24 protein-coding genes and 1 tRNA gene are annotated in these 26,086 nt (G+C 64.5%); 15 read left to right on the top strand and 10 right to left on the bottom strand.

Annotated features, from left to right (window positions below; genetic code table 11):
• Positions 1 to 37 precede the first annotated feature (37 nt).
• From DES52_RS03890 to DES52_RS03880, 3 genes are read right to left on the bottom strand one after another with little or no spacing between them, the layout of a single operon-like run.
• Positions 38 to 958 carry an LptA/OstA family protein gene (locus DES52_RS03890; protein ID WP_110885457.1) on the bottom strand — a complete coding sequence of 307 codons (921 nt, stop codon included), beginning with the start codon at positions 956 to 958 and terminating at the stop codon, positions 38 to 40.
• Positions 959 to 973: 15 nt separating this feature from the next.
• Positions 974 to 1,861, bottom strand: coding sequence for an LptA/OstA family protein (locus DES52_RS03885; RefSeq protein WP_110885456.1), 888 nt, complete (start codon positions 1,859 to 1,861; stop codon positions 974 to 976).
• Between the two features lie 2 nt (positions 1,862 to 1,863).
• On the bottom strand, positions 1,864 to 2,448 hold the full coding sequence (locus DES52_RS03880) for a hypothetical protein (RefSeq protein ID WP_146237181.1): 585 nt from the start codon (positions 2,446 to 2,448) through the stop codon (positions 1,864 to 1,866).
• Positions 2,449 to 2,776: 328 nt separating this feature from the next.
• Between DES52_RS03880 and purC the strand changes: the two genes are divergently transcribed.
• The 10 genes from purC (at position 2,777) to DES52_RS03830 (ending at position 12,341) form a co-directional block, all read left to right on the top strand.
• Positions 2,777 to 3,514, top strand: a complete 738-nt coding sequence (purC, locus tag DES52_RS03875) for a phosphoribosylaminoimidazolesuccinocarboxamide synthase (RefSeq protein WP_110885537.1) — start codon at positions 2,777 to 2,779, stop codon at positions 3,512 to 3,514.
• On the top strand, positions 3,511 to 3,768 hold the full coding sequence (gene purS / locus DES52_RS03870; protein WP_110885454.1) for a phosphoribosylformylglycinamidine synthase subunit PurS: 258 nt from the start codon (positions 3,511 to 3,513) through the stop codon (positions 3,766 to 3,768). Before purC ends, purS begins: the two co-directional genes overlap by 4 nt.
• On the top strand, positions 3,769 to 4,431 hold the full coding sequence (purQ, locus tag DES52_RS03865; RefSeq protein ID WP_110885453.1) for a phosphoribosylformylglycinamidine synthase subunit PurQ: 663 nt from the start codon (positions 3,769 to 3,771) through the stop codon (positions 4,429 to 4,431). It begins immediately after the preceding gene.
• Positions 4,428 to 4,931: a DinB family protein gene (locus tag DES52_RS03860; RefSeq protein WP_110885452.1), complete on the top strand. Its 504-nt coding sequence runs from the start codon at positions 4,428 to 4,430 to the stop codon at positions 4,929 to 4,931. Before purQ ends, DES52_RS03860 begins: the two co-directional genes overlap by 4 nt.
• Positions 4,928 to 7,156, top strand: coding sequence for a phosphoribosylformylglycinamidine synthase subunit PurL (purL, locus tag DES52_RS03855; protein ID WP_110885451.1), 2,229 nt, complete (start codon positions 4,928 to 4,930; stop codon positions 7,154 to 7,156). Before DES52_RS03860 ends, purL begins: the two co-directional genes overlap by 4 nt.
• On the top strand, positions 7,153 to 8,574 hold the full coding sequence (purF, locus tag DES52_RS03850) for an amidophosphoribosyltransferase (protein ID WP_110885450.1): 1,422 nt from the start codon (positions 7,153 to 7,155) through the stop codon (positions 8,572 to 8,574). Before purL ends, purF begins: the two co-directional genes overlap by 4 nt.
• A 110-nt stretch (positions 8,575 to 8,684) precedes the next feature.
• Complete coding sequence (locus tag DES52_RS03845) at positions 8,685 to 9,023, top strand: cupin domain-containing protein (RefSeq protein WP_110885449.1); 339 nt, start codon at positions 8,685 to 8,687, stop codon at positions 9,021 to 9,023.
• A 64-nt stretch (positions 9,024 to 9,087) separates the two neighbouring features.
• Entirely contained in the window at positions 9,088 to 9,654 is a 567-nt protein-coding gene (locus DES52_RS03840) for a hypothetical protein (protein WP_110885448.1), read from the top strand.
• Between the two features lie 75 nt (positions 9,655 to 9,729).
• Positions 9,730 to 11,982: a polyribonucleotide nucleotidyltransferase gene (pnp, locus tag DES52_RS03835; protein WP_110885447.1), complete on the top strand. Its 2,253-nt coding sequence runs from the start codon at positions 9,730 to 9,732 to the stop codon at positions 11,980 to 11,982.
• Between the two features lie 44 nt (positions 11,983 to 12,026).
• Entirely contained in the window at positions 12,027 to 12,341 is a 315-nt protein-coding gene (locus DES52_RS03830; protein ID WP_110885446.1) for an HlyD family secretion protein, read from the top strand.
• Positions 12,342 to 12,368: 27 nt separating this feature from the next.
• Here the strand turns inward: DES52_RS03830 and DES52_RS03825 are convergent, their stop codons facing one another.
• A complete protein-coding gene (locus DES52_RS03825; protein WP_110885445.1) occupies positions 12,369 to 13,574 on the bottom strand; it encodes a glucose-1-phosphate adenylyltransferase family protein in 1,206 nt (401 codons plus the stop codon).
• Positions 13,575 to 13,862: 288 nt separating this feature from the next.
• Between DES52_RS03825 and DES52_RS03820 the strand changes: the two genes are divergently transcribed.
• The 5 genes from DES52_RS03820 (at position 13,863) to DES52_RS03800 (ending at position 21,027) form a co-directional block, all read left to right on the top strand.
• Entirely contained in the window at positions 13,863 to 16,661 is a 2,799-nt protein-coding gene (locus tag DES52_RS03820) for a 2-oxoglutarate dehydrogenase E1 component (protein ID WP_110885536.1), read from the top strand.
• Positions 16,662 to 16,779: 118 nt separating this feature from the next.
• Positions 16,780 to 18,042, top strand: coding sequence for a 2-oxoglutarate dehydrogenase complex dihydrolipoyllysine-residue succinyltransferase (gene odhB, locus DES52_RS03815; RefSeq protein WP_110885444.1), 1,263 nt, complete (start codon positions 16,780 to 16,782; stop codon positions 18,040 to 18,042).
• 99 nt (positions 18,043 to 18,141) lie between these two features.
• Complete coding sequence (gene lpdA / locus DES52_RS03810; RefSeq protein ID WP_110885535.1) at positions 18,142 to 19,548, top strand: dihydrolipoyl dehydrogenase; 1,407 nt, start codon at positions 18,142 to 18,144, stop codon at positions 19,546 to 19,548.
• Positions 19,549 to 19,670: 122 nt separating this feature from the next.
• Positions 19,671 to 19,745: transfer RNA gene (locus tag DES52_RS03805), tRNA-Glu, on the top strand.
• Between the two features lie 58 nt (positions 19,746 to 19,803).
• Positions 19,804 to 21,027, top strand: a complete 1,224-nt coding sequence (locus DES52_RS03800) for an O-antigen ligase family protein (RefSeq protein ID WP_245900672.1) — start codon at positions 19,804 to 19,806, stop codon at positions 21,025 to 21,027.
• On the opposite strand, the gene DES52_RS03795 is transcribed toward DES52_RS03800, so the two are convergent.
• The 6 genes from DES52_RS03795 to DES52_RS03770 are packed head-to-tail and all read right to left on the bottom strand — an operon-like array spanning position 21,002 to position 26,081.
• On the bottom strand, positions 21,002 to 21,724 hold the full coding sequence (locus DES52_RS03795; protein WP_245900670.1) for an SDR family oxidoreductase: 723 nt from the start codon (positions 21,722 to 21,724) through the stop codon (positions 21,002 to 21,004). The two genes, DES52_RS03800 and DES52_RS03795, sit on opposite strands and share 26 nt — an antisense overlap.
• Positions 21,721 to 22,260, bottom strand: a complete 540-nt coding sequence (locus DES52_RS03790; RefSeq protein ID WP_110885441.1) for a dTDP-4-dehydrorhamnose 3,5-epimerase family protein — start codon at positions 22,258 to 22,260, stop codon at positions 21,721 to 21,723. The genes DES52_RS03795 and DES52_RS03790 overlap by 4 nt, the downstream gene beginning before the upstream one ends.
• The gene (rfbA, locus tag DES52_RS03785; RefSeq protein WP_110885440.1) at positions 22,257 to 23,168 is read right to left on the bottom strand and encodes a glucose-1-phosphate thymidylyltransferase RfbA; all 912 of its coding nucleotides are present in this window, start codon (positions 23,166 to 23,168) and stop codon (positions 22,257 to 22,259) included. The genes DES52_RS03790 and rfbA overlap by 4 nt, the downstream gene beginning before the upstream one ends.
• Positions 23,165 to 24,187 (bottom strand): dTDP-glucose 4,6-dehydratase, encoded by a 1,023-nt coding sequence (gene rfbB, locus DES52_RS03780; RefSeq protein WP_110885439.1) that lies wholly within the window; start codon positions 24,185 to 24,187, stop codon positions 23,165 to 23,167. The genes rfbA and rfbB overlap by 4 nt, the downstream gene beginning before the upstream one ends.
• 2 nt (positions 24,188 to 24,189) lie before the next feature.
• The gene (locus DES52_RS23675) at positions 24,190 to 25,134 is read right to left on the bottom strand and encodes a glycosyltransferase family 2 protein (RefSeq protein WP_110885438.1); all 945 of its coding nucleotides are present in this window, start codon (positions 25,132 to 25,134) and stop codon (positions 24,190 to 24,192) included.
• 20 nt (positions 25,135 to 25,154) lie between these two features.
• Positions 25,155 to 26,081 (bottom strand): glycosyltransferase family 2 protein, encoded by a 927-nt coding sequence (locus DES52_RS03770; RefSeq protein ID WP_170130878.1) that lies wholly within the window; start codon positions 26,079 to 26,081, stop codon positions 25,155 to 25,157.
• Positions 26,082 to 26,086: the final 5 nt, after the last annotated feature.

The raw sequence follows: 26,086 nt of genomic DNA, 5'->3' as shown, positions 1-26,086 counted from the left end.
AACGCACGACGGCTGATCGCTCTCTTTTCCCGGTGTTTTAAGGCTGGTCGGGTGCCGCGTCGCCGGGTTGCTCCGGCGGCGTTTGCGTCTCGCCCTCGTCGTCGAACTTGCCGCTGATACGGCCTTGCACGACGATCTCCTCGGTATCGAGGTTGTAGCGAATGGTCTGCGCGCGAATCGTTTCCTTGGGCGTCGACGATTCGGCGGGCGCGTCGATCGTGCCGCGTAAGACGGCGACGCTCTTCGCGTCGTCGTACTCCACGCGGGCCGCCTTGCTCACGCGGTTTCCGTCGCGCAACTCCACGTTTCCCACGAGGGTCGTCGTTTCCTTCTCGACGTCCACCTCGATGCGGTCGCTCTTGCCGCGCAGCGTATCGCGCTCGAAGGCGATGGGACCTTCCACTCGGGCGATGCCGTCCGACTCGTCGTACACGAGTTTCGAGCCGCCCAACTTCGTCTTGCCTTGCGTGACCTGCACCGCGTCGGCCTTCACCTCGGGCGTCACGAGGACGCCGCACCGCTCTAGGAAGGCCTCGGCGTTGGCGGGGGGCTCGTCGAGGACCTTCGCGCTGCCCGCGCTCATCTCGACGTGCCCGTCGGACTTCGTGCCGCCTTGCCCGTCGGGCTGCTGCGTGATGACGGCGAGCGACCCGACGATGACGTTCTCGTCGACGGTCACGACGACGCCCGTGGAGGCGGGCGTGTAATACACGACTTGCGTCGGCGTGGTCGGCGGATCTCCGTCTTGCGGCGTGCAGGCGAGGGCTGCCGTCTGCTCGTCGCGGCCCGTGTTCTCGATCTTGATGCGCCGCACGTCGCCTCCTTCCGTCCGGCGTTCCAGCGTGATGCTGATCTCGTCGGACGCGGGCTCGGCGTCGGGCGTCGTCGGAGCGTCCGTCTGGGCGAGCGCGAGCCCGAGGCACAAGGCGAGCAAAAGAGAGGTGCGGCGCGTCTTCACGAAGCGGGCGTTCCTTTACTTCTCGTTCGACAGCTTGAACTTGCTCGTGTCGATCTTGTAGCTCGTGAGCTGTCGCACACGGCCGAGATCCGTGCGCTGTTCGATGGCGGGGCCGCGAACCGTGCGGTTGCCGCTCGCGGTCTTCTCAACGCTCACGGCGTTCCCGACGATCACGGCGATGTTCTTCGCGTCGTCGTAGTACATCTCGTTGCCCGTCGTCGTGATGCTTCCCGACACGACGCGCACCTTGCCCTTCATGTACACGAGCTTGTCGTCCGTCTGCACGCGCGCTTCTTCACCCGAGATCGTGAGGGCCTTTTGGTTGCCCTTGGCGGCCCGGTTCATGGCGACGCCGCCCGTGATGACGCCGACTTCGCGGTTCTCGTCGAATACCAGCTGATCGCCCGTGCCCGTCTGGCTGCCGCTCACGAGCTTCACGTCGCCGCGCGACGTGCTCATGTTCGTGTCGACGTCGAAGCTCATGGCGTTGGCGGTGATGTTGACAGGGTCCTGGTCGGCTTGTTGGGGGCGGAAGACGGCCGAGGCGTTGCCGCGCAAGGTGCCGCTGCCCTCGACTTCGGAGTAGGTGAGGCTGCTGCCCTTCGCCGTGAGGCGACCGCGCGTGACGGTGACCGCGTCGCTGAACTCGGCGGTGCGCTTTCCACGCGCGTTGGTGATCGGCGTGCCGGTCGGCGCCGAGAAGACGGCGCGCAGCGCGTTGATCTTGAGGGTGCTCACCGTCGCCTTGACCGGATCGGACGCCGTCCCGGTGAAGTTGATGGGGCCGTTGCGCAAATCGCCCGAGATGTTGCCTTCGATCTCGATGATACGACTGTTGCTCGTCTGAGCGACGGCGAGCGTGGACAAGGCAGCGAGAACGAGCAGGGATTGAGCTTTCTTCATGGTCACCTCTGTTGGATGATCTTCCCGTCGACACACTCGGCGGTACTGTCAGGATTGAGGCGCAGTTTGCTGCGACCCCGTTGCACGACGAGCGCGAAGGTCGCCTGCATGTCCGTGACGTCCGCCGAGTACGACGGGGCCCGCATGGTCGCCTTCGGGGCGACGAAACCGACGTCTTGTTGCACGACGACCGGACTCGCCTGCGAGCCCGTGAGGGTCGCCGAGGCGCACTGCGAAGGAATGGCCACGGTGGCGCGCGTCATACGAAGGTTGCTGTTCGCGTCGATCGTGAGGGCGCTCGTGGACAACGTCGAGTCGAGCTCGAAGATTCCCGAGGCGTTCCGCACGTACCGTTCACCTTGCGTCGGGCGTGTGATGTTCGTCTGACTCGCCACCGGATCGTACGTCACCTCGCTCGCCGCGAAGCGCCACTCGGCGCTTTGGTCTTGCGTGGGATACATGCGAAGCCGAACGCCTCGCAGCACGACGTCCGTGGTGCTGCCCACCGACGCGGGCGGCCTCAGCAGCGTGAAAGCCGCGCCGAACACGACGAGAACGACGAGGGCGAGCCAACCGTACTTCAGCACGGGGCAATGATACCGAGGAAAGCGTGAAAACAGTGAACGGAACACAATGGCGGTCGAACGGGCCAACAGGTGCGTACGTGCTTATCTGTTCCTTCACGCTCGGTGCTAAGCTTTGTGGTGCTGGCGACCGCTGGCGTAGAAGTTCCACAACCGCGCCCCGAGAGGCGCGCGCCCGCGACGAACCGAGAGCTTCGAGTGCGCTTCGGGCGATGGCCGCACGAGAGGCGGCGTTGGAGAGCAGCATGAACGACCCAGCACGACAAGATACGTCCATTCGGCGGCGAAGCACGTCTCTGTGCGTCGCCGCCGCTACCTTCCGGGGGCGAGCATGAAGGGTGAACTGCGGTACGAGGGCAAGGCGAAGCGTGTGTACGCGACTCAGAATCCGGCGGAGTACGTCGTGGAGTACAAGGACGACGCGACGGCCTTCAACGCGCAAAAGCGCGGCACGATTCAAGGCAAGGGCGCCGTGAACAACGCGATCACGGCCGCGCTCTTTCCGCAACTGGAAGCGGCGGGCGTCCCGACGCACTTCATCGAGCGCCTGTCCGAGCGCGAACAGCGCGTCAAGGCGGTGGAGATCGTGCCCGTGGAGGTGGTGGTGCGCAACGTCGCCGCCGGGTCGTTCAGCAAACGCCTCGGCCTGACCGAAGGCGCGCCGCTTTCCCTGCCCGTCGTGGAGCTGTACTACAAGAGCGACGTCTTGGGCGATCCGATGATCAACGAGGACGCGGCGGTCGCGTTGGGGTGGGCGTCGCGCGAGGACTTGAGCGTGATTCGCGACCTCGCCTTGAAGGTCAACGCCTTCCTCGCGCCGTTCTTTCAGGCGCGAGGTATTCGCCTCGTGGACTTCAAGTTGGAGTTCGGCAAGACGCTCGACGGGCAAATCGTCTTGGCGGACGAGATCAGCCCGGACACCTGCCGCTTTTGGGATGCCGCGAGCGGCGAGAAGCTCGACAAGGACCGTTTCCGCCGTGACCTCGGCGGAGTCGAGGACGCTTATCAGGAGATGTTGCGCCGCGTTCTCGCGGACGCGCCGACCGGCGACGTGAAGGAGCCCGCGTGAAGTACCACGTGCAAGTGTTCGTGTCTCTCAAGCCGTCCATTCTCGATCCGCAAGGTCGCACGGTGGAACGCGCCTTGTCTCACCTCGGTCACGAAAACGTGTCGGGCGTGCGCGTCGGGAAGCTCGTCGAGATGGTAATGGAAGGCGAACGCGCCGCCGTGGAGGCGCAAGCGCGCGCGCTCGCCGAGACGGTGCTGTCCAATCCCGTGATGGAGTCGTTTCGCGTGGAAGTGCGCGAGTTGGCAGGCGCCTGAGTGAACGTCGCCGTCATTCAATTTCCCGGTTCGAACTGCGACGCGGACGCCGTGAACGCCGTGCGTGTCATGGGCGGCGAGGCGAGGCTCGTGTGGCACACCGAAGACAGCCTCGGCAACGTCGACGCGGTGATCTTGCCAGGCGGATTCAGCTACGGTGATCACCTTCGAAGCGGCGCGATCGCCGCGCGCAGTCCGATCATGGCGAGCGTGAAGGCCTTCGCGGAACGAGGCGGTCCGGTCCTCGGAATCTGCAACGGCTTCCAGATTTTGTGCGAGGCGGGCTTGCTGCCGGGCGCCCTCGCCCGAAACGGCCATCTGCATTTCGTGTGCCGTCCCGTGCGCCTGCGGGTCGAGAGCACGTCGAGCGTCTTCACGAGCGAGTACGCGCCAAGGCAAGAACTCACGGTTCCCGTCGCGCACGGAGAAGGCAACTACTACGCGGAAGCGGCGACCATCGAGCGGCTGCTCGGTGAGGGACGCGTGGCGTTTCGGTACCTAGACAATCCGAACGGCTCCCTGAACGACATCGCTGGGATCGTCAGCGAGCGCGGCAACGTCCTCGGAATGATGCCGCACCCCGAGCGGGTCGTGGAGTCGGTGTTGGGCGGCACGGACGGGCGAGGCGTGTTCGAAGGGCTTTTCAAGGCGGTGGTGAAGTGACGACGGAAACGACGACGTACGGCATCAAGGACGTGCTGCTCGAACAGTTCAAGACGGAGGCGACGGCGTTCGTGAAAGCGCTCGACGGCATCGACGACGAGGTGTTCGAGACGGCGCCTTCGGGTGGCGGTCACTCGCCCGCGTGGCACGCGCTTCACATCGCCGAGTGGACGCGCCTTCTGCTCTCGGACCTCGCCGGAGAACCGGCGGGCGGTACCTTCGGCTTTCTCGGCTGGGAAGACCAAGCGTGGGTCAAGAAGCTCACCGGCCCGACCGAGGCGACCGAACAGGACGGCAAACCGATCGTGATGTACGTGCTCAACCGCACCTTCTCGCAAATCGGTGTCGCGCTTTCGGCCCTCGCGTCCGACCGCTTCACGCCCGACGCGAAGCTTCGCACGCCGATCGGCGAACGGCCCCTCATCGCTTCGGTGACGGGCACCGTTCGGCACATCGCTTACCACCGCGGGCAAGTCAAGATCGGACAGGTGCACGGGTGACGCAAATCGCTTCCCTGCGTGACCGCGCCGCCACCTTCGGCTTGACGGTCGAGGAGTTCGACTTGCTCGTGTCGCGCATCGGCCGCGAGCCGAACGCGCTCGAAGCGGCCATCGTCGGCGCCATGTGGTCCGAGCACTGCGGCTACAAGAACTCGCGTCCGCTGTTCGGCGTCTTCCCGACGACCGGGCCGCAAGTGCTGCAAGGGCCGGGCGAGAACGCGGGCGTCGTGGACATCGGCGACGGTCTCGGCGTGGCGTTCAAGATGGAAAGCCACAACCATCCCAGCGCCGTCGAGCCGGTGCAAGGCGCGGCGACGGGCGTGGGCGGCATCCTGCGCGACATCTTCGCGATGGGCGCGCGGCCGTTCGCGGTTCTCGACTCTTTGCGCTTCGGCGATCCGGCGAGCGCCCGCACGCGCTTTCTCGTGAACGGCGTGGTGGAAGGCATCTCGCATTACGGCAACGCGATCGGCGTGCCGACCGTGGGCGGCGAGGTAACCTTTCACCCGTCGTATCAGGAAAACCCGCTCGTGAACGTCATGGCGCTCGGGCTGCTCAAGCACGAGGATCTCGCCAAGGGCACGATGGGCGCGGTCGGCAACCAGATCGTGTACGTCGGCTCCAAGACGGGCCGTGACGGGCTCGGCGGCGCGGTGTTCGCTTCGGCCGACCTCAGCGACGCGTCGCAAGCGGACCGTCCCGCCGTGCAAGTCGGCGATCCGTTCATGGAAAAGTTGCTGCTGGAAGCGACTTTGGAGGCCATCGAACGCGGCCTCGTCGCGGGCGTGCAGGACATGGGCGCGGCGGGCCTCGTGTCGTCTACGTGCGAAATGGCGTACCGAGCGGGGCTCGGCGTGGACATGGACCTCGACAAGGTGCCGACGCGCGAAACGGGCATGGTTCCGATGGAGCTTTGCCTCTCCGAGTCGCAGGAACGCATGGTGCTGGTGCCCGTGCCGGGCCTCGAGCGAGAGCTCATCGACTTGCTCGCGAAGTGGGAGTTGGACGTCGTGGTCATCGGCGAGGTCGCGGCCCACGACAAGTACCGCCTGTTCTGGCGGGGCGAGGTCGTGTGCGACTTGCCCGTCAGCGTCCTCAACGAGGCCCCGAAGTACACGCGTGAAGGCGTGGAAAGCGACGAGATCAAGGCCAAGCGCGAGCGCGACTTGAGCGGCGTGCCGATGCCCGAGGACTTCTCGTCCGTGCTGCTGAGCCTCCTGGCGCATCCGACGATCGCGTCTAAGCGCTCCATCTTCGAGCGGTACGACCATCAAGTCATGACGAACACGGTGCTGGTTCCCGGCGCGGCGGACGCTGCCGTTCTGCGCGTCAAGGGCACGGCGAAGGGCGTGGCGGCCACGTCCGATTGCAATCCGCGCTTCGTGTACCTCGATCCGTACGTCGGCGCGGCGGCGGCGGTCGCGGAGGCCGCGCGCAATCTCGCGTGCGTCGGCGCGACGCCCCTCGCGATCACCGACAACCTCAACTTCGGCAATCCGCACCGCCCGGACGTGTACTACCAACTTCAGCAGGCGACGAAAGGCATCGGCGACGCTTGCCGCGCGTTGAACACGCCCGTCACGGGCGGCAACGTCAGCCTCTACAACCAATACGTCGAGGAAGGCCGGACCGTCGCCATTCATCCCACGCCAACGATCGGCATGGTGGGCGTCTTGCCGAACGTCGACGAGCGGGCCGCGACCGCCTTCGCGAAAGGCGCTCACACCTTGTACGTCCTCGGACACCTCACGGACGAGATCGGCGCGTCGCAGTACCTCGAAAGCGTCCACGGATTGGAAGCGGGCCGCGTGCCGACGCTCGACCTCGACCTCGAAAAGCGCGTGATCGCAGGCATCCTCGCCTTGATTCGCGGCGGCCTCACGAGGACGGCCCACGACTGCTCGGAAGGCGGCCTCGCGGTCGCCCTCGCCGAGATGGCCATCGCGAGCGGCGCGGGCGTCACGGTCTCCATCGATGCCGAAGGGCGGGCGGACGGTTTGTTGTTCGGCGAGGCGCACTCGCGAATCGTCACGGCGATTGCCGTCGGCAAGGAAGAGCAAGCCGAGCGGGTCTTGCGCGACCTCGACGTGCCTTTCGCCCGCGTCGGATTCGTGGGTGGTGAGAACGTCGCTATTTCCCTGCCTCGTCAGGCCGTACACTTCGGCGTGACCCTCGACGCCGCGCAGCACGCCTACGAGCACGCCTTGAAAGAGGTACTCGGGTGATTTTCGATCCCGCCACGGACAAGCCGCAAGACGAGTGCGGCGTGTTCGGCATCTACTCGCCGCAACCTGCCGACATCGCCTGGTTGACGTACCTCGGCCTTTTCGCGTTGCAGCATCGCGGGCAGGAAGCGGCGGGCATTTGCGTGTCGGACGGCGAGCGCTTCCTCGTCGAGAAGGACCTCGGCCTCGTGTCGCAGGTGTTCGACGAAACGCGGCTCGACAAGTTGCGGCTCGGCACGGCGCGCGTCGGAATCGGGCACGTGCGCTACTCCACGACGGGCAGCAACTTGCGCTTCAACGCGCAGCCGCTCACGGTTCGCACGAACAAAGGCATTCTCGGCCTCGCGCACAACGGCAACTTCGTGAACGCCCGCGAGATGCGTCAAGAAATGCTCGACGACGGCGTGCTCTTCCAAACGACGAACGACTCGGAGGTGCTGCTCAACCGCATCGCACGCCTCTCGAAGCTCGACCTCGTGGAGGCGACGGCGCGCGCCATGAAGGAGATGCGCGGCGGCTACGCGGTCGTGCTGATGAGCCGCACGCAACTTCTGGGCTTCCGCGACCCGAACGGCGTGCGCCCTCTGTGCATCGGGCAGCGTGGCGACGGCGCGTGGGTGATGGCGTCCGAGCCGAGCGCCTTGTTCTCCGTCGGGGCGAAGTTCGTGCGGGACGTGGCTCCGGGCGAACTGGTGTGGGCCGACCGCGACGGACTGCATTCCCTCATGGTGATTCCCGGGCACCAGCCGACGGCGTGCTCGTTCGAGTGGATCTATTTTGCGCGGGCGGACTCGTTCGTGGACACGGTGGATGTGCACGAGGCGCGCATTCGCATGGGGCAGGCGCTCGCGCTCGAATCGCACGTGGACGCCGACATCGTCGTGCCCGTACCCGACAGCGGCATCGGCGCGGCGATCGGGTACGCGCGGGCGAGCGGCATCCACTTCGATTACGGCTTGTACAAGAATCCGTACGCGGGCCGCACCTTCATCGCGCCGACGCAAGAAGCGCGCGAGCTCAAGGTGAAGCTCAAACTCTCGCCGACGTCGGCCGTGCGCGGCAAGCGCGTCGTCCTCGTCGACGACTCGATCGTGCGCGGCACTACCAGCCGTCAGATCGTGAACTTGCTGCGAGAAGCGGGCGCGACGGAAGTACACTTTCGCGTCTCCAGCCCGCCCATCAAACACCCGTGCTTCTACGGAATCGACACGGCGGCCCGCAAGGAGCTCGTGGCGAGCACGCACACCATCGAGGAAATTCGCGCGATGATCGGGGCGGACTCGCTCGCGTTCATCTCCGAGGAGGGCTTGCGCGCTTCCATTCGCGGTCCCGGCGTGTGCCTGGCGTGCTTCAACGGTCAGTACCCGGCAGGCATTCCGCTCGAAAACGACCTCAACAAGCTCGCGCTGGAAGTTTGACGCTCTTGTACGGAAAGGGTGCCCTCTCCAAAAGTGAGGGCACCTTCACGTGTTTCTGCCGCCTCTGGCGTCCGCGCGTCTTACGGTGAACCGTCGAAGGAGGCTTCACCATGACGGACACGACCGTGAAGAAGATCCACTCGCAGAACTCGCCGAAAGGGCCGATGGGCCAGAAGTATCTCGTCAACGGCAAGAGTCTTTCGATGCGCATGTGGGAGAACGAGGCGCCGAGCGAAGGAGACGAGCCGCACACCCGCGACTACGAGACGGTCGGCTTCGTGATTTCGGGCCGCGCGGAACTGCGAATCTCCGGCTCGACGATTCTGCTGGAGCCGGGCGACTCGTGGGTCGTGCCCAAGGGAGCCGAGCACGCCTACCGAATCTTGGAGTCCTTCACGGCGGTCGAAGCGACGCATCCGCCCGCCGAAATGCACGGCCGCGACGAGTGACGTTTTAGGGCAGCTACCGAAAGCGCCGTCAAACTCCTCCTCGAGAGTTCGAGGAGGAGTTTTCATGTCAAAAGTTCATTTGTGGTCGGTCGCCGCCTTCGTGGGCGCCTCGTTCGTATCGTCGGCGTCCGCCGCGTCGTTCGGCTTGACCCTGTCCGGAGGTCTTCACGGCGGCCTCGGCGCCGAAGGACACGTGTTCGTGCGGGAAGTGCTCGGCTCGGCGGTTGGTGTGCGGGTGGGGGCGAACCTCGGCGCGTCGTCACGGCTTCAAGGAACGCCTGCGCTCCTTGGCGGCGTGGCGCCCGAGGGGGAAGCGGGCGTGACGGTCGGTGGGACGCTCGACGTGCTCTACACTGTGCGGTCGAAGACGCCGCAGCGGTTCGACGTGTACGCGGGACCGCGCGTCACGGCGTACTTCGGCGCGGGCGAAGACGGTGGGTGGCCGACCTTGAAGGCGCAGTACGGCTTCGGCGGCGGGCTCGCCGCGACGTACGCGGTCACCGGACCGTGGAGCATGGTGCTCGACGGCGGCTTGGACGTGTATCCGTCGTTCCTGAACCGAGCGGGCGACACGTTCCTTCCCACGGCGGTCGTCTCGCGAGCGAAGTTGGGGCTTCAACTCGCGTTCTGAGCGTCCACGTTCTCTTGTCGTTCATTCATCACGCTCAGAACCGTTGATTGCGCGGGGGGCGGTTACAATGCGCTGATGTTAGAAGAACGAACGAACGAGCCCCAAGCGGGGGCCCAAGGAACGAACGCCGGCACGAGCGGTTCGTTTCCGGACAGCAAGACGTACACGACGACCCTCGGCGGACGCGAGCTGATTTTGGAGACCGGGAAGGTCGCCAAGCTCGTATCGGGAAGCGTCACGGTGCGCTACGGTGACACGGTCCTGCTCGTCACGGCGCAGGCGAGCGACAAGCCCAGCACCCTCGACTTTCTGCCGCTCACGGTGGAGTTCGAAGAGCGGCACTACGCGGTCGGCAAGATTCCCGGCTCCTTTCAACGGCGCGAGGGTCGGCCTGGCGAGCGCGCCATTTTGAGCGCGCGCGTCACGGACCGGCAAATTCGCCCGCTCTTCCCCAAGGGTTACCGTCAGGAAACGCAAGTCATTATCACGGTGCAAAGCGCCGATCAGCAGAACACGCCCGACGTGCTCGGCGCGATCGGCGCGTCGGCGGCGTTGTCGATCAGCGACATTCCGTGGGGCGGTCCGACCGCGTGCGTGCGCGTGGGCTTTCTCGATGGGCAGTACGTCGTGAATCCCACCGTGGAGCAAGCCGAGCGCAGCGAGATGGAACTCGTCGTGGCGGGCACGCGCGAAGCGATCTTGATGGTGGAGGCGGGCGCCTCGGAAGTCGACGAGGAGCGCTTGGTCGGCGCGATCGAGTTCGCGCACCGCGAAATGCAGGCCGTCCTCGACCTCATCGATCAAATGCGCGCGGACGTCGGCAAAGAGAAGTTCGAGATGATCGCGAAGGTGGACAACTCGGCGGACCTCGTGCCGGAACTCGCCGAAGCGGCGAGAAGCGCGGGCTTGCGCGACGCCTTGCTGACGACCAAGAAGAAGGACCGTAGCGTGGCGCTCAAGGCCCTGCGCGATCAACTCATCGCCGAGCGCGTGCCCGACGCCGAAGCGGAAGGCGCCACGGACCAGATCGCCGCCCTCAAGACGGCGTTCGAGAAGGTCGAAAAAACCGAGCTTCGCCGCCTCATCCTGGAGGAGGATCTTCGCGCCGACGGGCGTGACACGCGCACCGTCCGTCCGATCTGGATTCAGGCGCCGTACTTGCCGCGCGCCCACGGGAGCGCGATGTTCACGCGCGGCGAGACGCAAGTGCTCGGTACGGCGACCCTCGGCACGGAACGCGACGAGATCCTCATCGACGACCTCTCGGCCGAGACGGGCGACAAGTTCTTGCTGCACTACAACTTCCCGCCGTACTCGACGGGAGAAGTCAAACGCATGGGCGGACAGTCACGCCGCGAGATCGGCCACGCGAACCTCGCCAAGCGCGCTCTTCGCGCGGTCTTGCCGACCTTCGAAACGTTTCCGTACGTGATTCGCGTCGTGGGCGACGTGCTGGAATCCAACGGGTCGAGCTCCATGGCGACGGTGTGCGCGGGCAGTCTGTCGCTGATGGACGCGGGCGTACCGATCAAGACGCCCGTGGCAGGCGTCGCGATGGGCCTCGTGATGGAGAGCGGACGCTACAAGATCCTGACGGACATTCTGGGTTTGGAAGACGCGTTGGGCGACATGGACTTCAAGGTGTGTGGAACCGCCGCGGGCGTGACGGCCTTGCAGATGGACATCAAGATCACGGGAATCACGCCCGAGATCATGCGCGAAGCGCTCGCGCAAGCCAAGGAAGCGAGGCTGCACATCCTCGGCAAAATGGCCGAGGCGCTGCCCGCGCCGCGAAGCGAGCTCAGCACGTACGCGCCGCGTATTCTCACGACGAAAGTTCCTGTCGACTCGATCGGCAAGATCATCGGCCCGGGCGGCAAGAACATTCGTGAACTCGAATCGCTCGGCGCGCAGATCACCATCGACGAGGACGGCACCGTCCGCATCTTCAGCTCGGACGCGAGCGCCGCGCAGGAAGTCCTGGGCCGCATCTCCAGCACCACGCGCGAAGCGAAGCTCGGCGAGGAGTTCGACGGAACGGTCGTGAAGACCGCGCCGTTCGGAGCGTTCGTCAACCTCTTCCCCGGTCAAGACGGCATGCTGCACATCTCACAGATGAGCGAGGAGCGCATCGCTTCGGTCGAGGACGTCATGAAGGTCGGCGACAAGGTTCGCGTGAAGATCGCGAACATCGACGATCGCGGCAAGATCGACCTCGTGCGTCCGGAACTCGAAGGCAAGGTGCCGCTTCGCGCCCCGCGCGAAAGTCGCGGCGGCGACCGTGGGCCGCGCCGTGAAGGCGGCGACCGCGAGCGACGCGAGCGCTGACCGAATTCGAGCTTGAGCCGCGCGCGGGACGCTAGACTACGGTCATGCGTCCCGCGTATCTCACGGCGGCCCGTCACTTGCAAAAAGGGCGGGAAGCGGCCATCGAAGGCAACGATCAGGAGGCGGTGCAAGAGTACAACAAGGCGCTGCAACTGCTTCGCACGCTGCCGCCCGAGCGCACGCGCGACATCCTGCTCGCTCACACGCACCTCGCGTACTATCAAACGCTCGCCATCGAGAACCGCTTCGTGGCGGGCGAGCATCTGCACCTCGGCGTGAGTTACGCGCGCTCGACACGGGACCCGCTCGCGCGCGCGATCGCGCAAGAGTGCATCGCGGGCCTCGACGTCGCCTTCTGAGTCGTCCGGGCGCGGGACTCGCGCGCGTCACCGCAAATTGAGGCGCCGTGGCGCCTGCTCGGTTGGCAAATCGTCACCTTCGAGCTGCTCGCCCGCCTCGACGTGCGTGTGAGCGGGCACGAGCGTCACCTCATGGGGGGTGCCGACGGAGGCGTTCGGGTCGATCGTGGCGCCTTCGTCGACCACGGCACGCTCGACTTTGGCGTTCGCGCGCACCGTGACGTCGTTGAGCAGCACGCTGTCCGTGACGACCGCGCCTGCCTCCACGACGACGCCCGGCGACAAGACCGAGCGTTCGACGCGTCCGGCGACGCGGCACCCGAGGGAGACGAGGCTGTCCTCGACGACGGCGCCCTTCTCGAGGCGGGCGGCCGAGCGCGGCGCGTGGTACGTGAGGGTGGGCCACGCGGGATCGTCGAGCGGCGGAAGCTTGCCGGCGAGGAGTTGCTGGTGCGCCTCCCAGTACGCGTCGAGCGTCCCGACGTCGCGCCAGTACCCTTCGAAGGGGTAAGCGAACGCGCGGCCTTCGCTCACGAGCGCCGGAACCAGCTCGTGCCCGAAGTCTGTGAGCTCTCCGGCGGCGGCGAGGCGGTCGAGCGTCTCGAAGAGGTGCGGCGCGTCGTACACGAAGACTTCCGTCGTGACGACGTCCGAGATGGGCTCGTCGGGCTTGTACGCGAACTCGGTGACGCGCCGCTCGTCGTCGAGAACGACATTGCCGAATCGGTGGGCCGTCTCGCCTTCCGGGACGGACGTCGTGACCATCGTGACCGAAGCGTTCTTGTCGAGGTGGTGAGAAATCACGTCGGCGAGGTCGAGTCGGTAGACGTGATCGGCCGACAGCACGACCACGACGTCGGGGCGGTACTCTCGCAGCAGGGGCGCGTTGACGTGAAGGGCGTGCGCGTTGCCGGAAGCGAGGCGCGCGTCGTCGCTACCGTCGCTCGTGAAGGGCGGCAGAACCTGAACGCCGCCGCGCGTTCGGTCCAAGTCCCAAGGCCGTCCGTTGGCGAGGTGCGCGTTGAGAGTGTGCAGTTCGTACTGCTCGAGCACCCACACGTCCGACAATCCCGAGTGAACGCAGTTCGAGAGGGCGAAGTCGATGAGGCGGTACGTGCCGCCGAAGGGAAGGACGGGCTTGGCTCGGTACTTCGTCAAGCTTCCGAGCCGCGAGCCTTTTCCGCCCGCGAGGATGAGGGTGAGGACGCGGCGACCTCGTACACGAGTCGTCATGAGGGCAGTGTCGAGAAACGCTGCATGGGACGGGTGGGACGCGCCTCAAGGTGAACGCCGCTTTGTCACGCCTCTTTCGAGGTGCGCCTCGTGAGCACGCTGTACGGCGCACCGACCCTGCCGACCCGCATCCTTATCGGCCCGAAAAGCGGTGGCGACAAGAAGCGGTCCGCACCGTGCTCGACGGCGAGAGCTTTGCTGCCAGGGGTGCGGCGGCGAAAGATCAAGTGTGTAACGGGGAAAGTACCCACACTCGCCTTGTGACGTCGCGCTATGCTGGGGAACGCGATGGAAGATTCCCAATCGGTCATGTACGGAGGGAACGCCAGCTTCGTCGAGGGGCTGTACGAAGATTACCTCCGGGACCCGACTTCAGTGTCATCAGAGTGGCGATCGTACTTCGATACGCTGCGACAAGGGCAGCAGGACACACCTCACAGTCCCGTCCGCCAAGCCTTTTTGGAACTTGGCACGGACCTCACCAAGCGGCTTGGCGCCGGGCGCGGAACGACCGCCACGCCGAGTTCCTCCTCCAATCACGGCGTCAGCGCCCTCGTGAACGCGTACCGTCTGTACGGTCACCTCGCCGCAAGCTTCAATCCGCTCGGCCTGCGCGGCAAACCCAGCGTGCCGGAGCTCGACCCGGCGTATTACGGCTTGTCGGACGCGGAGCTCGACGTCGAGGTGCATGACGGCGGCTTCAAGGGCAAGCTTCGCGACGTTCTCGAAGAGCTTCGCGTGACGTACTGCGGCGCGATCGGCTTCGAATTCGGCTACTTGCCCCGCGAGGAGCGCGAGTGGCTTCAAGCGCGCGTCGAGGAAGGGCGCGGACGTGGGCGCTTCTCGGTCGAGCAAAAGCGCCGTCTTCTGACGAAGCTCAACGCCGCCGAAGGTCTCGAGCGTTATCTGCACGTGACGTACGTCGGACAAAAGCGCTTCTCGCTCGAAGGCGGCGAGAGCCTCATTCCCATGCTCGACACGATCGTGCAACGCGCGGGCAGTTTCGGCGTGAAGGAAACCGTCATCGGGATGGCGCACCGTGGGCGGCTCAACGTCCTCGTGAACATCTTCGGCAAGCGTCCCGCCGACCTCTTCGCGGAGTTTGAAGGCAAGAAAACCCTCAGCGACGATCCGAACATCGCCGGCGACGTGAAGTACCACATGGGCTTTTCGAGCGACGTCCACACGCCCGGCGGCCCGATGCACCTCGCGCTCGCGTTCAATCCTTCGCACTTGGAGATCGTGTCGCCCGTCGTGGGGGGCTCGACGCGCGCGCGTCAAGACCGCCGCGGCGGTGACCGCACGCAAGTCTTGCCGATCACCATCCACGGTGACGCGGCCATCGTCGGGCAAGGCGTGACGTTCGAAACGGTCAACCTCATGAACTTGCGCGGCTTCACGACGGCAGGCACCATTCGCATCGTCGTGAACAACCAAGTCGGCTTCACGACGTCCGATCCGCGTGACGCGCGCAGCAGCCGTTACACGACGGACGTCGCCAAAGTCGTGGAGTCTCCGGCGATGCACGTCAATTCCGACGATCCGGAAGCGGTCGCGTTCGTGGCGCAACTCGCCGTGGACTACCGCCAGAAGTTCGGCAAGGACGTCTTCATCGACCTCGTGTGCTACCGCAAGCTCGGTCACAACGAAAGCGACGATCCGACGATCACGCAGCCCGTGATGTACCGGGAAGTCAAGGCACATCCTGGAACGCGCGCGCTCTACGCGCAGCGTCTGGAGCACGAAGGCGTGCTGCAACTCGGCGAAGGCGACAAACTCGTGGAGGGGTACCGCGATCTCCTCGACAAGGGCGACACCGTCGTCGAGGAGATGGAGGGCGAGTACAAGTCGAGCCTCGCGACGGACTGGAGCAAGTTCCGCGGCCAGAAGCTCGATCAAGTCGTCGAGACGGGCGTGCCGTTGAACACGTTGCGCGAACTCGGCGTGAAGCTGGCGTCCGTGCCTGAAGGCTTCGGCGTGCACCGCGCGACGGAGCGCGTCTTGAAAGCGCGCCGTGACATGGCCGAAGGCAAGCAACTCCTCGATTGGGGCATGGGCGAGATGCTGGCGTACGCGACGCTTCTCAGCGAAGGGTACGGCGTGCGCCTGACCGGTCAGGACGCGGGACGCGGCACGTTCGTGCACCGCCAAGCGGTCGTGCACGACCAAAACGCGACGGATCCGCTCGCCGAGGACTACCTCGGCCTCGCGAACCTGTCGGATTCGCAGGGCCACGTCGAGATCATCGACTCGACTTTGTCCGAGGAAGCGGTGATGGCGTACGAGTATGGTTACTCGACGTCCGAGCCCAACGCGCTCGTGCTTTGGGAAGGGCAGTTCGGCGACTTCGCCAACGGCGCGCAAGTCGTGATCGACCAATTCATCTCCAGCGGCGAAAGCAAGTGGCAGCGGTTCAGCGGCCTCACCTTGCTGTTGCCGCACGGTTACGAAGGCCAAGGCCCCGAGCACTCCAGCGCCCGCTTGGAGCGTTACTTGCAACTCTGCGCTCAGAACAACATGCAAGTGTGTGTGCCGAGCACGCCCGCGCAAGTCTTCCACATGCTGCGCCGTCAACTCGTTCGTGACGCTCGCAAGCCGCTCGTCGTGATGACGCCGAAGAGCCTGCTGAGAAGCAAGTACGCGACGAGCCCCCTCGAGGAGCTCGCGAGCGGTCACTTCCGTGAAGTCATCGGTGACGAAAGCGCGCCGAAAGCCAAGCGCGTCGTGATCTCCAGCGGCAAGCTGTACTGGGAGCTTTTCGAGGCGCGCGAAAAGGCCGGCCTCGGCGGTGAAGTCGCCCTCGTTCGCTTGGAGCAGCTTTACCCCTTCCCCTCCAACGACCTCAAGGCCGAACTCGCGCGTTACCTCGGCGCGGAAGTCGTTTGGGCGCAAGAAGAGCCGTACAACATGGGCGCGTGGCTGATGATTCAAGATGACTTGCGCGCCGTGCTCGCCAAAGGGCAGACCCTGGCGGTGTCCAGCCGTCCGCGCAGCGCCTCGCCCGCCGTCGGCTACGCCAGCCGCAGCAACAAAGAGCAGGAAGCCGTCATCGCGGTCGCCCTCGGGCTGGGCGTGGCGAAAGCCTGACCCCTCACCTGCCCCTTGCGTCGTGGAAGGGGCTTCAGACAGCTCTCGCGCTTCGGTCTCCCCTCTTTCCTCGTGGACGAGGGGGCCGGAGGGTGAGGGGTACTAAGATAGGAGCCGTATGCCGACCGAAATCAAAGTTCCCGTGTTCAGCGAATCCGTCAGCGAAGGCACCTTGCTGGCGTGGCACAAGAAGCCTGGCGACGCCGTGAAGCGCGGCGACGTCGTGGCCGAGATCGAGACGGACAAAGTCGTGCTGGAAGTCACGGCGCTCACGGACGGCACGCTGCAGAGCGTGGCGAAGAACGAGGGAGACACGGTCCTCAGCGAGGAAGTCCTCGGCGTGATCGGCGAGGGTGGGGCGGTCGTCACGGCGGCGCCGACGCCCGCCGCCGCACAGGCGGCGCAAGCGCAATCGACGACCGCCGTGATGGACAAACCGCAAGTCGACACGGACGGGCTGTCGCCCGCCGTGCGCAAGCTCGTGACCGAGGGAAATCTCGACCCGGCGCAGATTTCCGGAACGGGCAAGGACGGGCGTGTCACGAAAGGCGACGTCTTGTCGTTCACGGCGGGCGGCGCGGCCGTCGCCGCCCCGGCGGGAGAGGCGCCCGTCCAGCAGGAAGCGAAGGCGCCAGCGAGCACGCCCACGCTCCAGCCGAGCGTGCAACTTCCGGCGGGCGCGCGTCCCGAGCAGCGCGTGCCCATGACGCGGATTCGGGCGCGCATCGCCGAGCGTCTCAAGGACGTGCAGAACACGGCGGCGATCCTCACGACCTTCAACGAGATCAACATGAAGCCCGCCATGGATCTGCGCAAGAAGTACCAAGACGCCTTCGTGGCGAAGCACGGCGTCAAGCTCGGCTTCATGAGCTTGTTCGTGCGCGCGGCGACCGAGGCCCTCAAGCAGTTCCCGGTCATCAACTCGTCGGTGGACGGCAAGGACATCGTCTATCACGGCTACTACGACATCGGCATCGCCGTGGCGTCGGAGCGGGGTCTCGTCGTGCCGATCTTGCGTGACACCGACCAGAAGGGCCTCGCCACGATCGAGAAGGACATCGCGGCCTTCGCTCAGAAAGCCAAGAGCGGCAAGCTCACCCTCGAGGACCTTTCGGGCGGCACGTTCTCCATCACGAACGGCGGCACCTTCGGCTCCATGATGAGCACGCCGATCCTCAACCAACCGCAGTCGGCGATCCTCGGGATGCACAACATCATCGAGCGTCCCATCGTCGAGAACGGCCAGATCGTCGCGCGGCCCATGATGTACGTCGCGCTGTCGTACGATCACCGCATCATCGACGGTCGCGAAGCGGTGCTGTTCCTCGTGGCCATCAAGAACATCCTCGAAGACCCCGCCCGGATGCTGCTCGAAATCTGAGCGCGGCGCACCGACAGCGGTCAACGACGTCGTTGACCGCTGTTCGCATTCCGACTTCGAGCGCCTTTCACGGTGGGCGCGCACGGTATCATTCCGGGCGTGGACGTTTTTGATGTGATCGTGATCGGTGGTGGACCGGCTGGGTACGTCGCGGCGATTCGCGCGGCGCAGCTCGGCTTCAAGACGGCGTGCGTGGACGCCTTCGAGCGCGGCGGAAAGGCCTCCCTCGGTGGAACGTGCCTCAACGTCGGGTGCATTCCCTCCAAGGCCATGCTGGACTCCAGCGAGCGCTTCGAGATGGTGAACCACGAGCTTTCGGAGCACGGCATCCTCGTGGACTCCGCCAAGCTGGACCTCGCGAAGATGCTGGCGCGCAAGGAAGCCGTCGTGGACAAGATGAGCGGCGGCGTGACGTACCTGTTCAAGAAGAACAAGGTGACGTCCCTGCACGGCTTGGGGCGCCTCGTGCGGCAAGATCAAGGCGGTTGGGTCGTCGCTGTGGGCGATCAGGAAGTCGCGGCGAAGCACGTGATCGTCGCGACGGGCAGCTCCCCGCGTGAGCTGCCGCTCGCCCCGTTCGGCGGGCACGTCGTGGACAACGCGGGCGCGCTCGCGTTCGAGCAAGTTCCTGACCGCTTGGGCGTGATCGGGGCGGGCGTGATCGGGGTGGAACTCGGCTCCGTGTGGCGGCGTCTCGGCGCGGACGTGACGGTGCTCGAAGCGCTCCCGGGCTTTCTCATGACGGCGGATCCGGCGGTGAGCCGCGAAGCCCTGAAGCAATTTCAAAAGCAAGGATTGAAGTTCAGCTTCGGCGTGAAGATCCAAGAAGTCACGCAGGACGTGGCGGGCGTGAAGGTCACGTATCAAGACGGCGACAAGACCGTGACGGCCGAGTTCGACAAGCTCGTCGTGGCGATCGGTCGGGTGCCGCACACGAAAGGCCTCGGCGCGCAGGAGGTGGGCTTGGAGCTCGACGAGCGCGGCTTCGTGAAGACGGACGCGCACTACCGCACCAACCTGCCCAACGTGTACGCGATCGGCGACGTGATCGGCGGAGCGATGCTGGCACACAAGGCCGAGGAGGAAGGCGTGGCGGTCGCGGAGATGATCGCCGGGCAAGCGGGTCACGTGAACTACGAGGTGATTCCTTGGGTGATCTACACTTCGCCGGAGATCGCGTGGGCGGGACTCACGGAAGGTCAGGCGAAGGAGCGCGGCCTCGACGTGAGGGTGGGGCAGTTCCCGTTCAGCGCGAACGGACGCGCAGCAGGACACGGTGACACGCGCGGCTTCGTGAAGGTGGTGGCCGACGCGAAAACCGACCGCATCCTCGGGGTGCACATGGTCGGCCCGAACGTTTCCGAGCTTATCGGGGAAGCGGTCACCGTGATGGAGTTCGCGGGCTCCAGCGAGGATCTCGCGCGTACGGTGCACGCCCACCCGACGCTCAGCGAGGTCGTGAAAGAAGCCGCCCTGGGCGTGGAAAAGCGCACGATTCATATGTGACGCACGATCCGGGAGCGGCGGGAGTTGACGCCCCGCCGCTCCTGGGCTATAGTTCTCTGCGTGCCCGAAAGGGTGCCCCTTGAAAGGCAGAAACCCGCGTTCGCGCGACGTTCCTGAGGTGTGGCCCCATCGTCTAACGGTTAGGACACTACCCTTTCAAGGTAGCGATACGGGTTCGAATCCCGTTGGGGTCACCAAGGAAACCTCCGCTTCGGCGGGGGTTTTTTCATGTCGTTTGCCCGTATACTGGCGCGCGTGTCGAGCCTGACCGCCCCTCCCCCACCGCACGTCGAGCCCGAACCGTTCGAATCTCCTTCGCTTCCGGCTCCTCGGTGGATCGCTTGGGTCATCGCGCTCGTTCCCGTCTTCCCGCCTTTGTATCTCGCGGCATTCTGGACGCTGCCCAGCTTACGCGGCTCGTCTCGAAGCGCGCGCAACGCCCTGCTGCTGTGCGCGGCCCTGCAGATCGCGGCCGCACTCTTCACGCCACGACCTCTGGAGTCCCTCGCCCTCGCCGCGCTCCGCCTGTTGTTCTTCGCGGCGATGATCGCCGCAGGACTCTACCTCAAGGAAAGCCGTCACCTGCGGCCGCTCGTTTGGGGATACGCGTCCGTGTTCGCCGTCGCTTGGGGGTACGAGTTCTTGACGCACGGCACGTCCCGACTGCTTGAAGCGAGGCTGAGCCATCCCTTCTACTACACCGTATCGCTCGGCTTGATCGCCGTCACGACGCTTTGGCTGCTCGTGTCGTGGAAAGGCGCGGCTCCCTGGTGGCGCCTCGGCCTTGGCGCCGCCGCGCTCGTCACGCTCGTCGCGACGGGCAGCCGCGGCCCCTTCCTCGCCCTCGCCGTCGGGGCCGCCGCCGCCGTACTCGTCGGCAACCTACGGTATCTGCGCGCGCTCGGCGTCACGGTCTTGATCGTCGTGGCCGCTTTGGGACTCGTTCCGGGGCTGCGCCAATTCGCCTTGGTAGAGCGCTTTGCCAACGGCACCCTCTCGGGGCGCGACCAAGTATGGCAAGGAGCGTTGCAAGCGTTCGGCGACTCGCCAATCGGCGGGCAGGGACCGTATCAAATCGGGCCGTACATCAAGTTTCTGTACGACGATCAGTGTGTGGTCACGGCCGCCCTCGCCGACGTGGGCATGACGTGCCCGACCTGGCTCGAACCGTACCGAGGAGTCTGGCTCACCGCGCACAACGTCTTCTTGCACAGCCTCGCCGAAACGGGCGTTTTAGGCACCCTCGGGCTGCTCGTTCTCCTCGTGTTCGCCGCCCGTGCCGTGTGGCGAACGCGCGACGGCTTGCTCGTCTCCATCTTCTTCGGCTATCTCGGCATCAGCCTCGTGGACGTCGTGACCGTCGGACCCTCTCCGCACTTCGCCGAGCTCTTCTGGCTCGTGGTCGGCATGGCCTTCGCTCGAACGGCCCCGACGCCCTCGCCACGAACGGCGGTCAACGCTCCTGCAGCGACGCCTTGAGAGCTTGCCACCTCGTCGTGTCGAGGCTCACGTCCGACGGCATCCGCACGCCTACCTGCCCTCGCGCTCCGGGTCGGACGTCCGGCTTGCGACGCCTCGCGAGGTCGAACACGCTCTTGCGCTCGGTGGCGACGTGAAGGGTCGGCGCGTCGATCTCGAGGGCGTTTCGAACGATCAAGGCGATGTCCGGCGCGATCACGTCGACGTAATCCTGAGACGTGAACACGTCGGTGAAAGCCGTTTCGTACGGCCATTCTCGAGGCCGAAACGACGTGCGCACGACGAGGTGACGAGGCGCGGTGCGCGCCACTTCCTCTGCCACCAACTTGGACAAGGCGTAGTAGTTGATCGGCGGTCCGAGAGGGTCTTCCTCGGTGTAGCCGCCGCGCTCGCCGTCGAACACGTAATCGGTGGAGACGTGCACGAGTTTCGCGCCGATGTCGTGGGCGGCCCGCACGACGTGACGAGTGCCCACGACGTTCACGCGCCAGCACGCTTCTCGTTCTCGCTCGGCGGCGCCGACGTTGGTATAAGCCGCCGCGTGCACGATCACACTGGGCCGAACTCCACGCACGTACGACATGACGCTCTCCTCGCTCGTCACGTCGAGTTCCCGGCTGTTCGGGGCGAGCGCCTCGGGCAGCAAGGTCTGCAACTCTGTTCCGAGACGTCCGGAGCCTCCCGTGAGTACGATCACCCTCGGTCCTCGTCCCACAGGGACGCGCCGAAGAAGTTCCACGGCAAGCGCCCCTCGTTGGGGTCGGCAAGGTCGAACTGAGCGTCCATCGCGTACAGAAGAGTGGCTCCGTCCCGTCCCGCCTGGTATCCGTGCGCGACGCCGCTCGGAATGTACAGCAACGTCGGTTGCTCGCCCGACAGCACGAGTTTACGTCGTACGCCCAGCGTGCTCGACCCTGCACGGCAATCCACAAGCCAGACCACGAGCTGCCCGCCGATGACGCACCAGATTTCGTTCTGCACTTCCTTCACGTGAATGTGAAAGGCGTTGATGCGTGCGGGCGCCGCCCACGACACGCTGATCTGGCGCGGCACGAGCTCGCCGGGCAGCAGCTGAACGCCCGCGTCACCCAACCGCAACCACTCCATGAACGCGCCGTTTTCGCTTCGGTTCTTGCGCAGCGCGTGCGTCCAGACGTCTTCGATCGCGGGCGCGCTCGGGTACGACTCGAACGACAATGCCTGCGCGAATTCCGGTGCCAACTCGATTTTCACTGTGCGCCCTCCTCTCCGGCCGATGCGCCCCAACGAGGCTCACGGCATACACGCATCAAGTACTGGCCGTACTGATTCTTCGAGAATCGCTGCGCTTGCGCCAATACGTCCTCCGTGCTGATCCAACCCTGCCGCCACGCGATCTCCTCCGGGGAAGCGACCTTCACGCCTTGGCGGTGCTCGATGGTCTGAATGAACGCGCTCGCCTCCAGCATGCTCTCGTGCGTGCCCGTATCGAGCCACGCGAAGCCTCGGCCCAGCAGTTGGACGTCCAGCAATCCTTCTCGCAGGTAGGCGTTGTTCACCTCGGTGATCTCGAACTCGCCACGCCACGAGGGCTTCAAGGTCTTCGCGATGTCGACGACGTGCTCGTCGTAGTAGTACAAGCCGGTCACGGCGAAGCTCGACTTCGGTTCGTTCGGCTTTTCCTCGATCGAAACGACTCGGCCCTCGGCCGTGAACTCCACCACGCCGTACCGCTCGGGATCGCTCACTTGATACGCGAAGACCGTCGCTCCCCGCTCTTGGCGGCCGGCCTCACGCAACTTCAACACGAGATCGTGCCCGTAGTAGATGTTGTCACCCAAAATGAGGGTGCTTCGGCCACCTTGCAAGAAGTCTTCGGCGATCACGAAGGCTTGAGCGAGTCCCTCGGGCTTGGATTGCACCGCGTACGACAGCGACATGCCCCACTGCGAGCCGTCTCCCAGAAGCTGGCGAAAGCGAGGCGTGTCCTCGGGCGTGGAAATCACGAGGATGTCTCGCAACCCGGCCATCATCAGCGTCGTGAGCGGGTAATAGATCATCGGCTTGTCGTAGATGGGCAGCAACTGCTTGGAAACGGCGAGCGTCGCCGGATACAGGCGCGTCCCCGAGCCGCCCGCCAAAATGATGCCGCGCCGCGTCACGAGTTCGCCCGCGCCAAGCGTTCGGCGTATTGGCGCTCGTAGTACGCGCGGAACTCACCGCTCCGAATGGGCTCCCACCAAGCGCGGTTCTCGGCGTACCAGCGTGTGGCCTCGGCAACGGCCTCGCGCGGGTCGAAGCGTGGTTGCCATCCGAGGGCGCGCAACTTGTCGACGTTCATGCTGTAACGGCGATCATGCCCGGGGCGGTCGGCGACGTGACGAATCAAGTCGCGCGACGCGCCCAGCGTGTCGAGGACGATCTCGACCATCTCCATGTTCGTCATCTCGCGGCCCGTCCCGACGTTGTACACCTCGCCGAGTCGTCCGTGTTGCAGCACGGCCTCGATGCCCGTGCAGTGATCCAGCACGTGCGCGTAATCGCGCATTTGCCCTCCGTCCCCGTACACCGGCAGCGGCTCGCCGAGTAGGGCGTTCGTCGCGAAGAGCGGGACGACCTTCTCCGGGTACTGATACGGACCGACGTTGTTCGCGCCGCGCGTAATGGTGACGGGAAGGCCGTACGTGATGAAGTACGCTTGCACGAGCTGATCGGCCGCCGCCTTCGACGCGCTGTACGGAGAGCGTGGCGCCAAAGAATCGGGCTCGACGCTTTGGTGTCCGTCCGGGATATGGCCGTAGACCTCGTCGGTGCTGATGTGGTGAAAGCGCAAGTTCAGCTCGCGCGCGACTTCCAGCAGGACGTGCGTGCCGCGCACGTTGGTGTCGGTGAAGACGAGGGGGCCGAGGATGCTTTGATCGACGTGCGTCTCGGCGGCGAAGTTGACGACCGTCGTTACGCCTTGCTCGCGGCACACGCGCCGCACGAGATCGCCGTCGGCGATGTCGCCGACGACCAGGCTTAGGCGCGCGTCACTCCAGAGATCATCCAAGTTTTCTCGACGTCCCGCGTAGGTCAGCTTGTCGAGAACGACGATCCGGTCCGAGTGATTCGACAACCAGTATCGAACGAAGTTGCTGCCGATGAAACCGCATCCGCCTGTGACGAGAATGTTCTTCATGTTTATCCTTGTTTCTCCCAGTGGTACTTATGCATACTTAGCACCTGCTTCACACGGCGTGGCAGAAAGGCGTGCCGCTTCCCAATTTGAAACGCTGTGTACTTCACAGCGGCTTCCACCACCACGACTGGGAGCAGATCTGGTCTGCCGTGCCTCAAAGCGTATTTTGTCTGACCTAGTACGAACCGTACGCCTTCCCGCCCGACGGACGCGCCCTCCAATTCCTCTGCAAAGTCGGCGAAGAAAACACCCACGTCGAAATTCCGTCGAAACTGCTGTGCGAGCGTGTACTCATGCGAGTGCATCACGGGTGCGTCAGCGACGTACCCTATAGCGTATCCATGCTTAAGAAATCGCCCAGCGAGTAACATGTCCTCATTCATGATCGTCCGCTCGGGGAAGCCGCCCACCTTAAAAAATGCGTCCCGCCGTACGGCTGAACAGACGTTCGAGAAAAAGAACGCCTTCACCCCTCGCGTAGGAATGTCCGCCCGTGTCATACGATGTGACACGGGCGGGTAGTTGAAGAACCGCGCATATCGTTCAAAAAGGCTTGCTTGTGGCCTGGGCAGTTGCCGCCCGAATGTTGCTGCTACTTCACCCGATGCGAGGGGTGCGACGAGACGTTTCAGCCAGTCCCGAGAGATGGGCTGCGCGTCCTGGGTAAGAAACACGAGGACATCCGCTTCACTCGCATAGTGAGCGGCAAAGTTACGTGTGCCCCCATGGTCGAATCGTCCACGCTCAATCTCCAACACGTCCCAACCCGCCTCACGCCATAACCGCACCGAATCGTCCGTGGACGCGGAATCTATAGCCACGCGTAGCAACGGCTGAAGTGTCTGCTTACTTACAGCGCTTATCAAAGCCTCAGCCTGTATGCCTGGATTTAAAGTGGGTACGATGATACCCACTTTCACCAATTTGGGTTCTTTAAGCTCACACATTCAGAGTACCAAGAGAATAGTCACGCCCACAGGAGCCATCCGAGGTTTCGAGCGAAACCTACCTTCCAAAATCCATGGTGAACGATTTGAAGTCGTCGCTGCCAACGCGGCAGACGCGGCAACTGCGCGAACATCCTAGCCGTGCTTGCCGAGGATGTTCCGTCAAATCGGATCGCGAACGCTTCTGCTTGCAGTGAGAGTCGAGCAAGCCCCGTCACTTCCCCACTTCGCAAGCGTGTAAAACGGTTCAGAATATAGTGCGCGTTGAAGCGTTTAGCACCTACATCATTTTGCCCATGCTGCCTGTAATACACAAGCGGCTCTGGCACAGCTACGACGCGCCCGAGGGCACAAGCGACAAGCGCGAGCCACCAGTCATGCATCACGGCTTGTATGGGAACGGGTAGTGCTGCTTCAAGCAACGCTCGATTGACTAGCATTGCGCAACCTGTTACCACATTCTGAGTTAACAAGAGCGCGAACGAGTTACCCCAAGTAGGATCTAGCTTTTGATAGCGCCAAAGCGAATTAGCGAGGATGTGCATGTTATCGTTAACAACCAGTAGGTCGGAGTGAACGAGGAGGGGCGTACTGGGGCCAAGCGATATCTCGTGTTCAAGCATTACCCGCAACAAGCGTTCCACCTTGTCGGGCAGCCATACATCGTCTTGGTCGCTGCAGAACACATAGTCAGCGGTAGCGTTTTGCAAAAGTAAGCCAAAGTTATCTCTAGCGCTTCCTGAAGGCGCTCCTGACAGCACACGAATGTGCGCCGGGTATTGACGGGCATAGTCCTCAATAAGCGATGACGTATCGTCGCTTGAGCCGTCATCACGAATCGTGATCCACCCCGCTAAACCAAGTTGCGGGAGCAGAGAATCGAGTTGCGCCGAAAGGAAAGGCGCCCCATTGTATGTAGCAACAACGATTTCATAGTTTTTAGCCATATTCA

It is taken from the genome of Deinococcus yavapaiensis KR-236, from assembly GCF_003217515.1.
Taxonomy (GTDB): Bacteria; Deinococcota; Deinococci; order Deinococcales; family Deinococcaceae; genus Deinococcus_A; species Deinococcus_A yavapaiensis.
The sequence above is the reverse complement of the archived record's forward strand: the minus strand, read 5'-3'. Positions and strand labels throughout refer to the sequence as shown.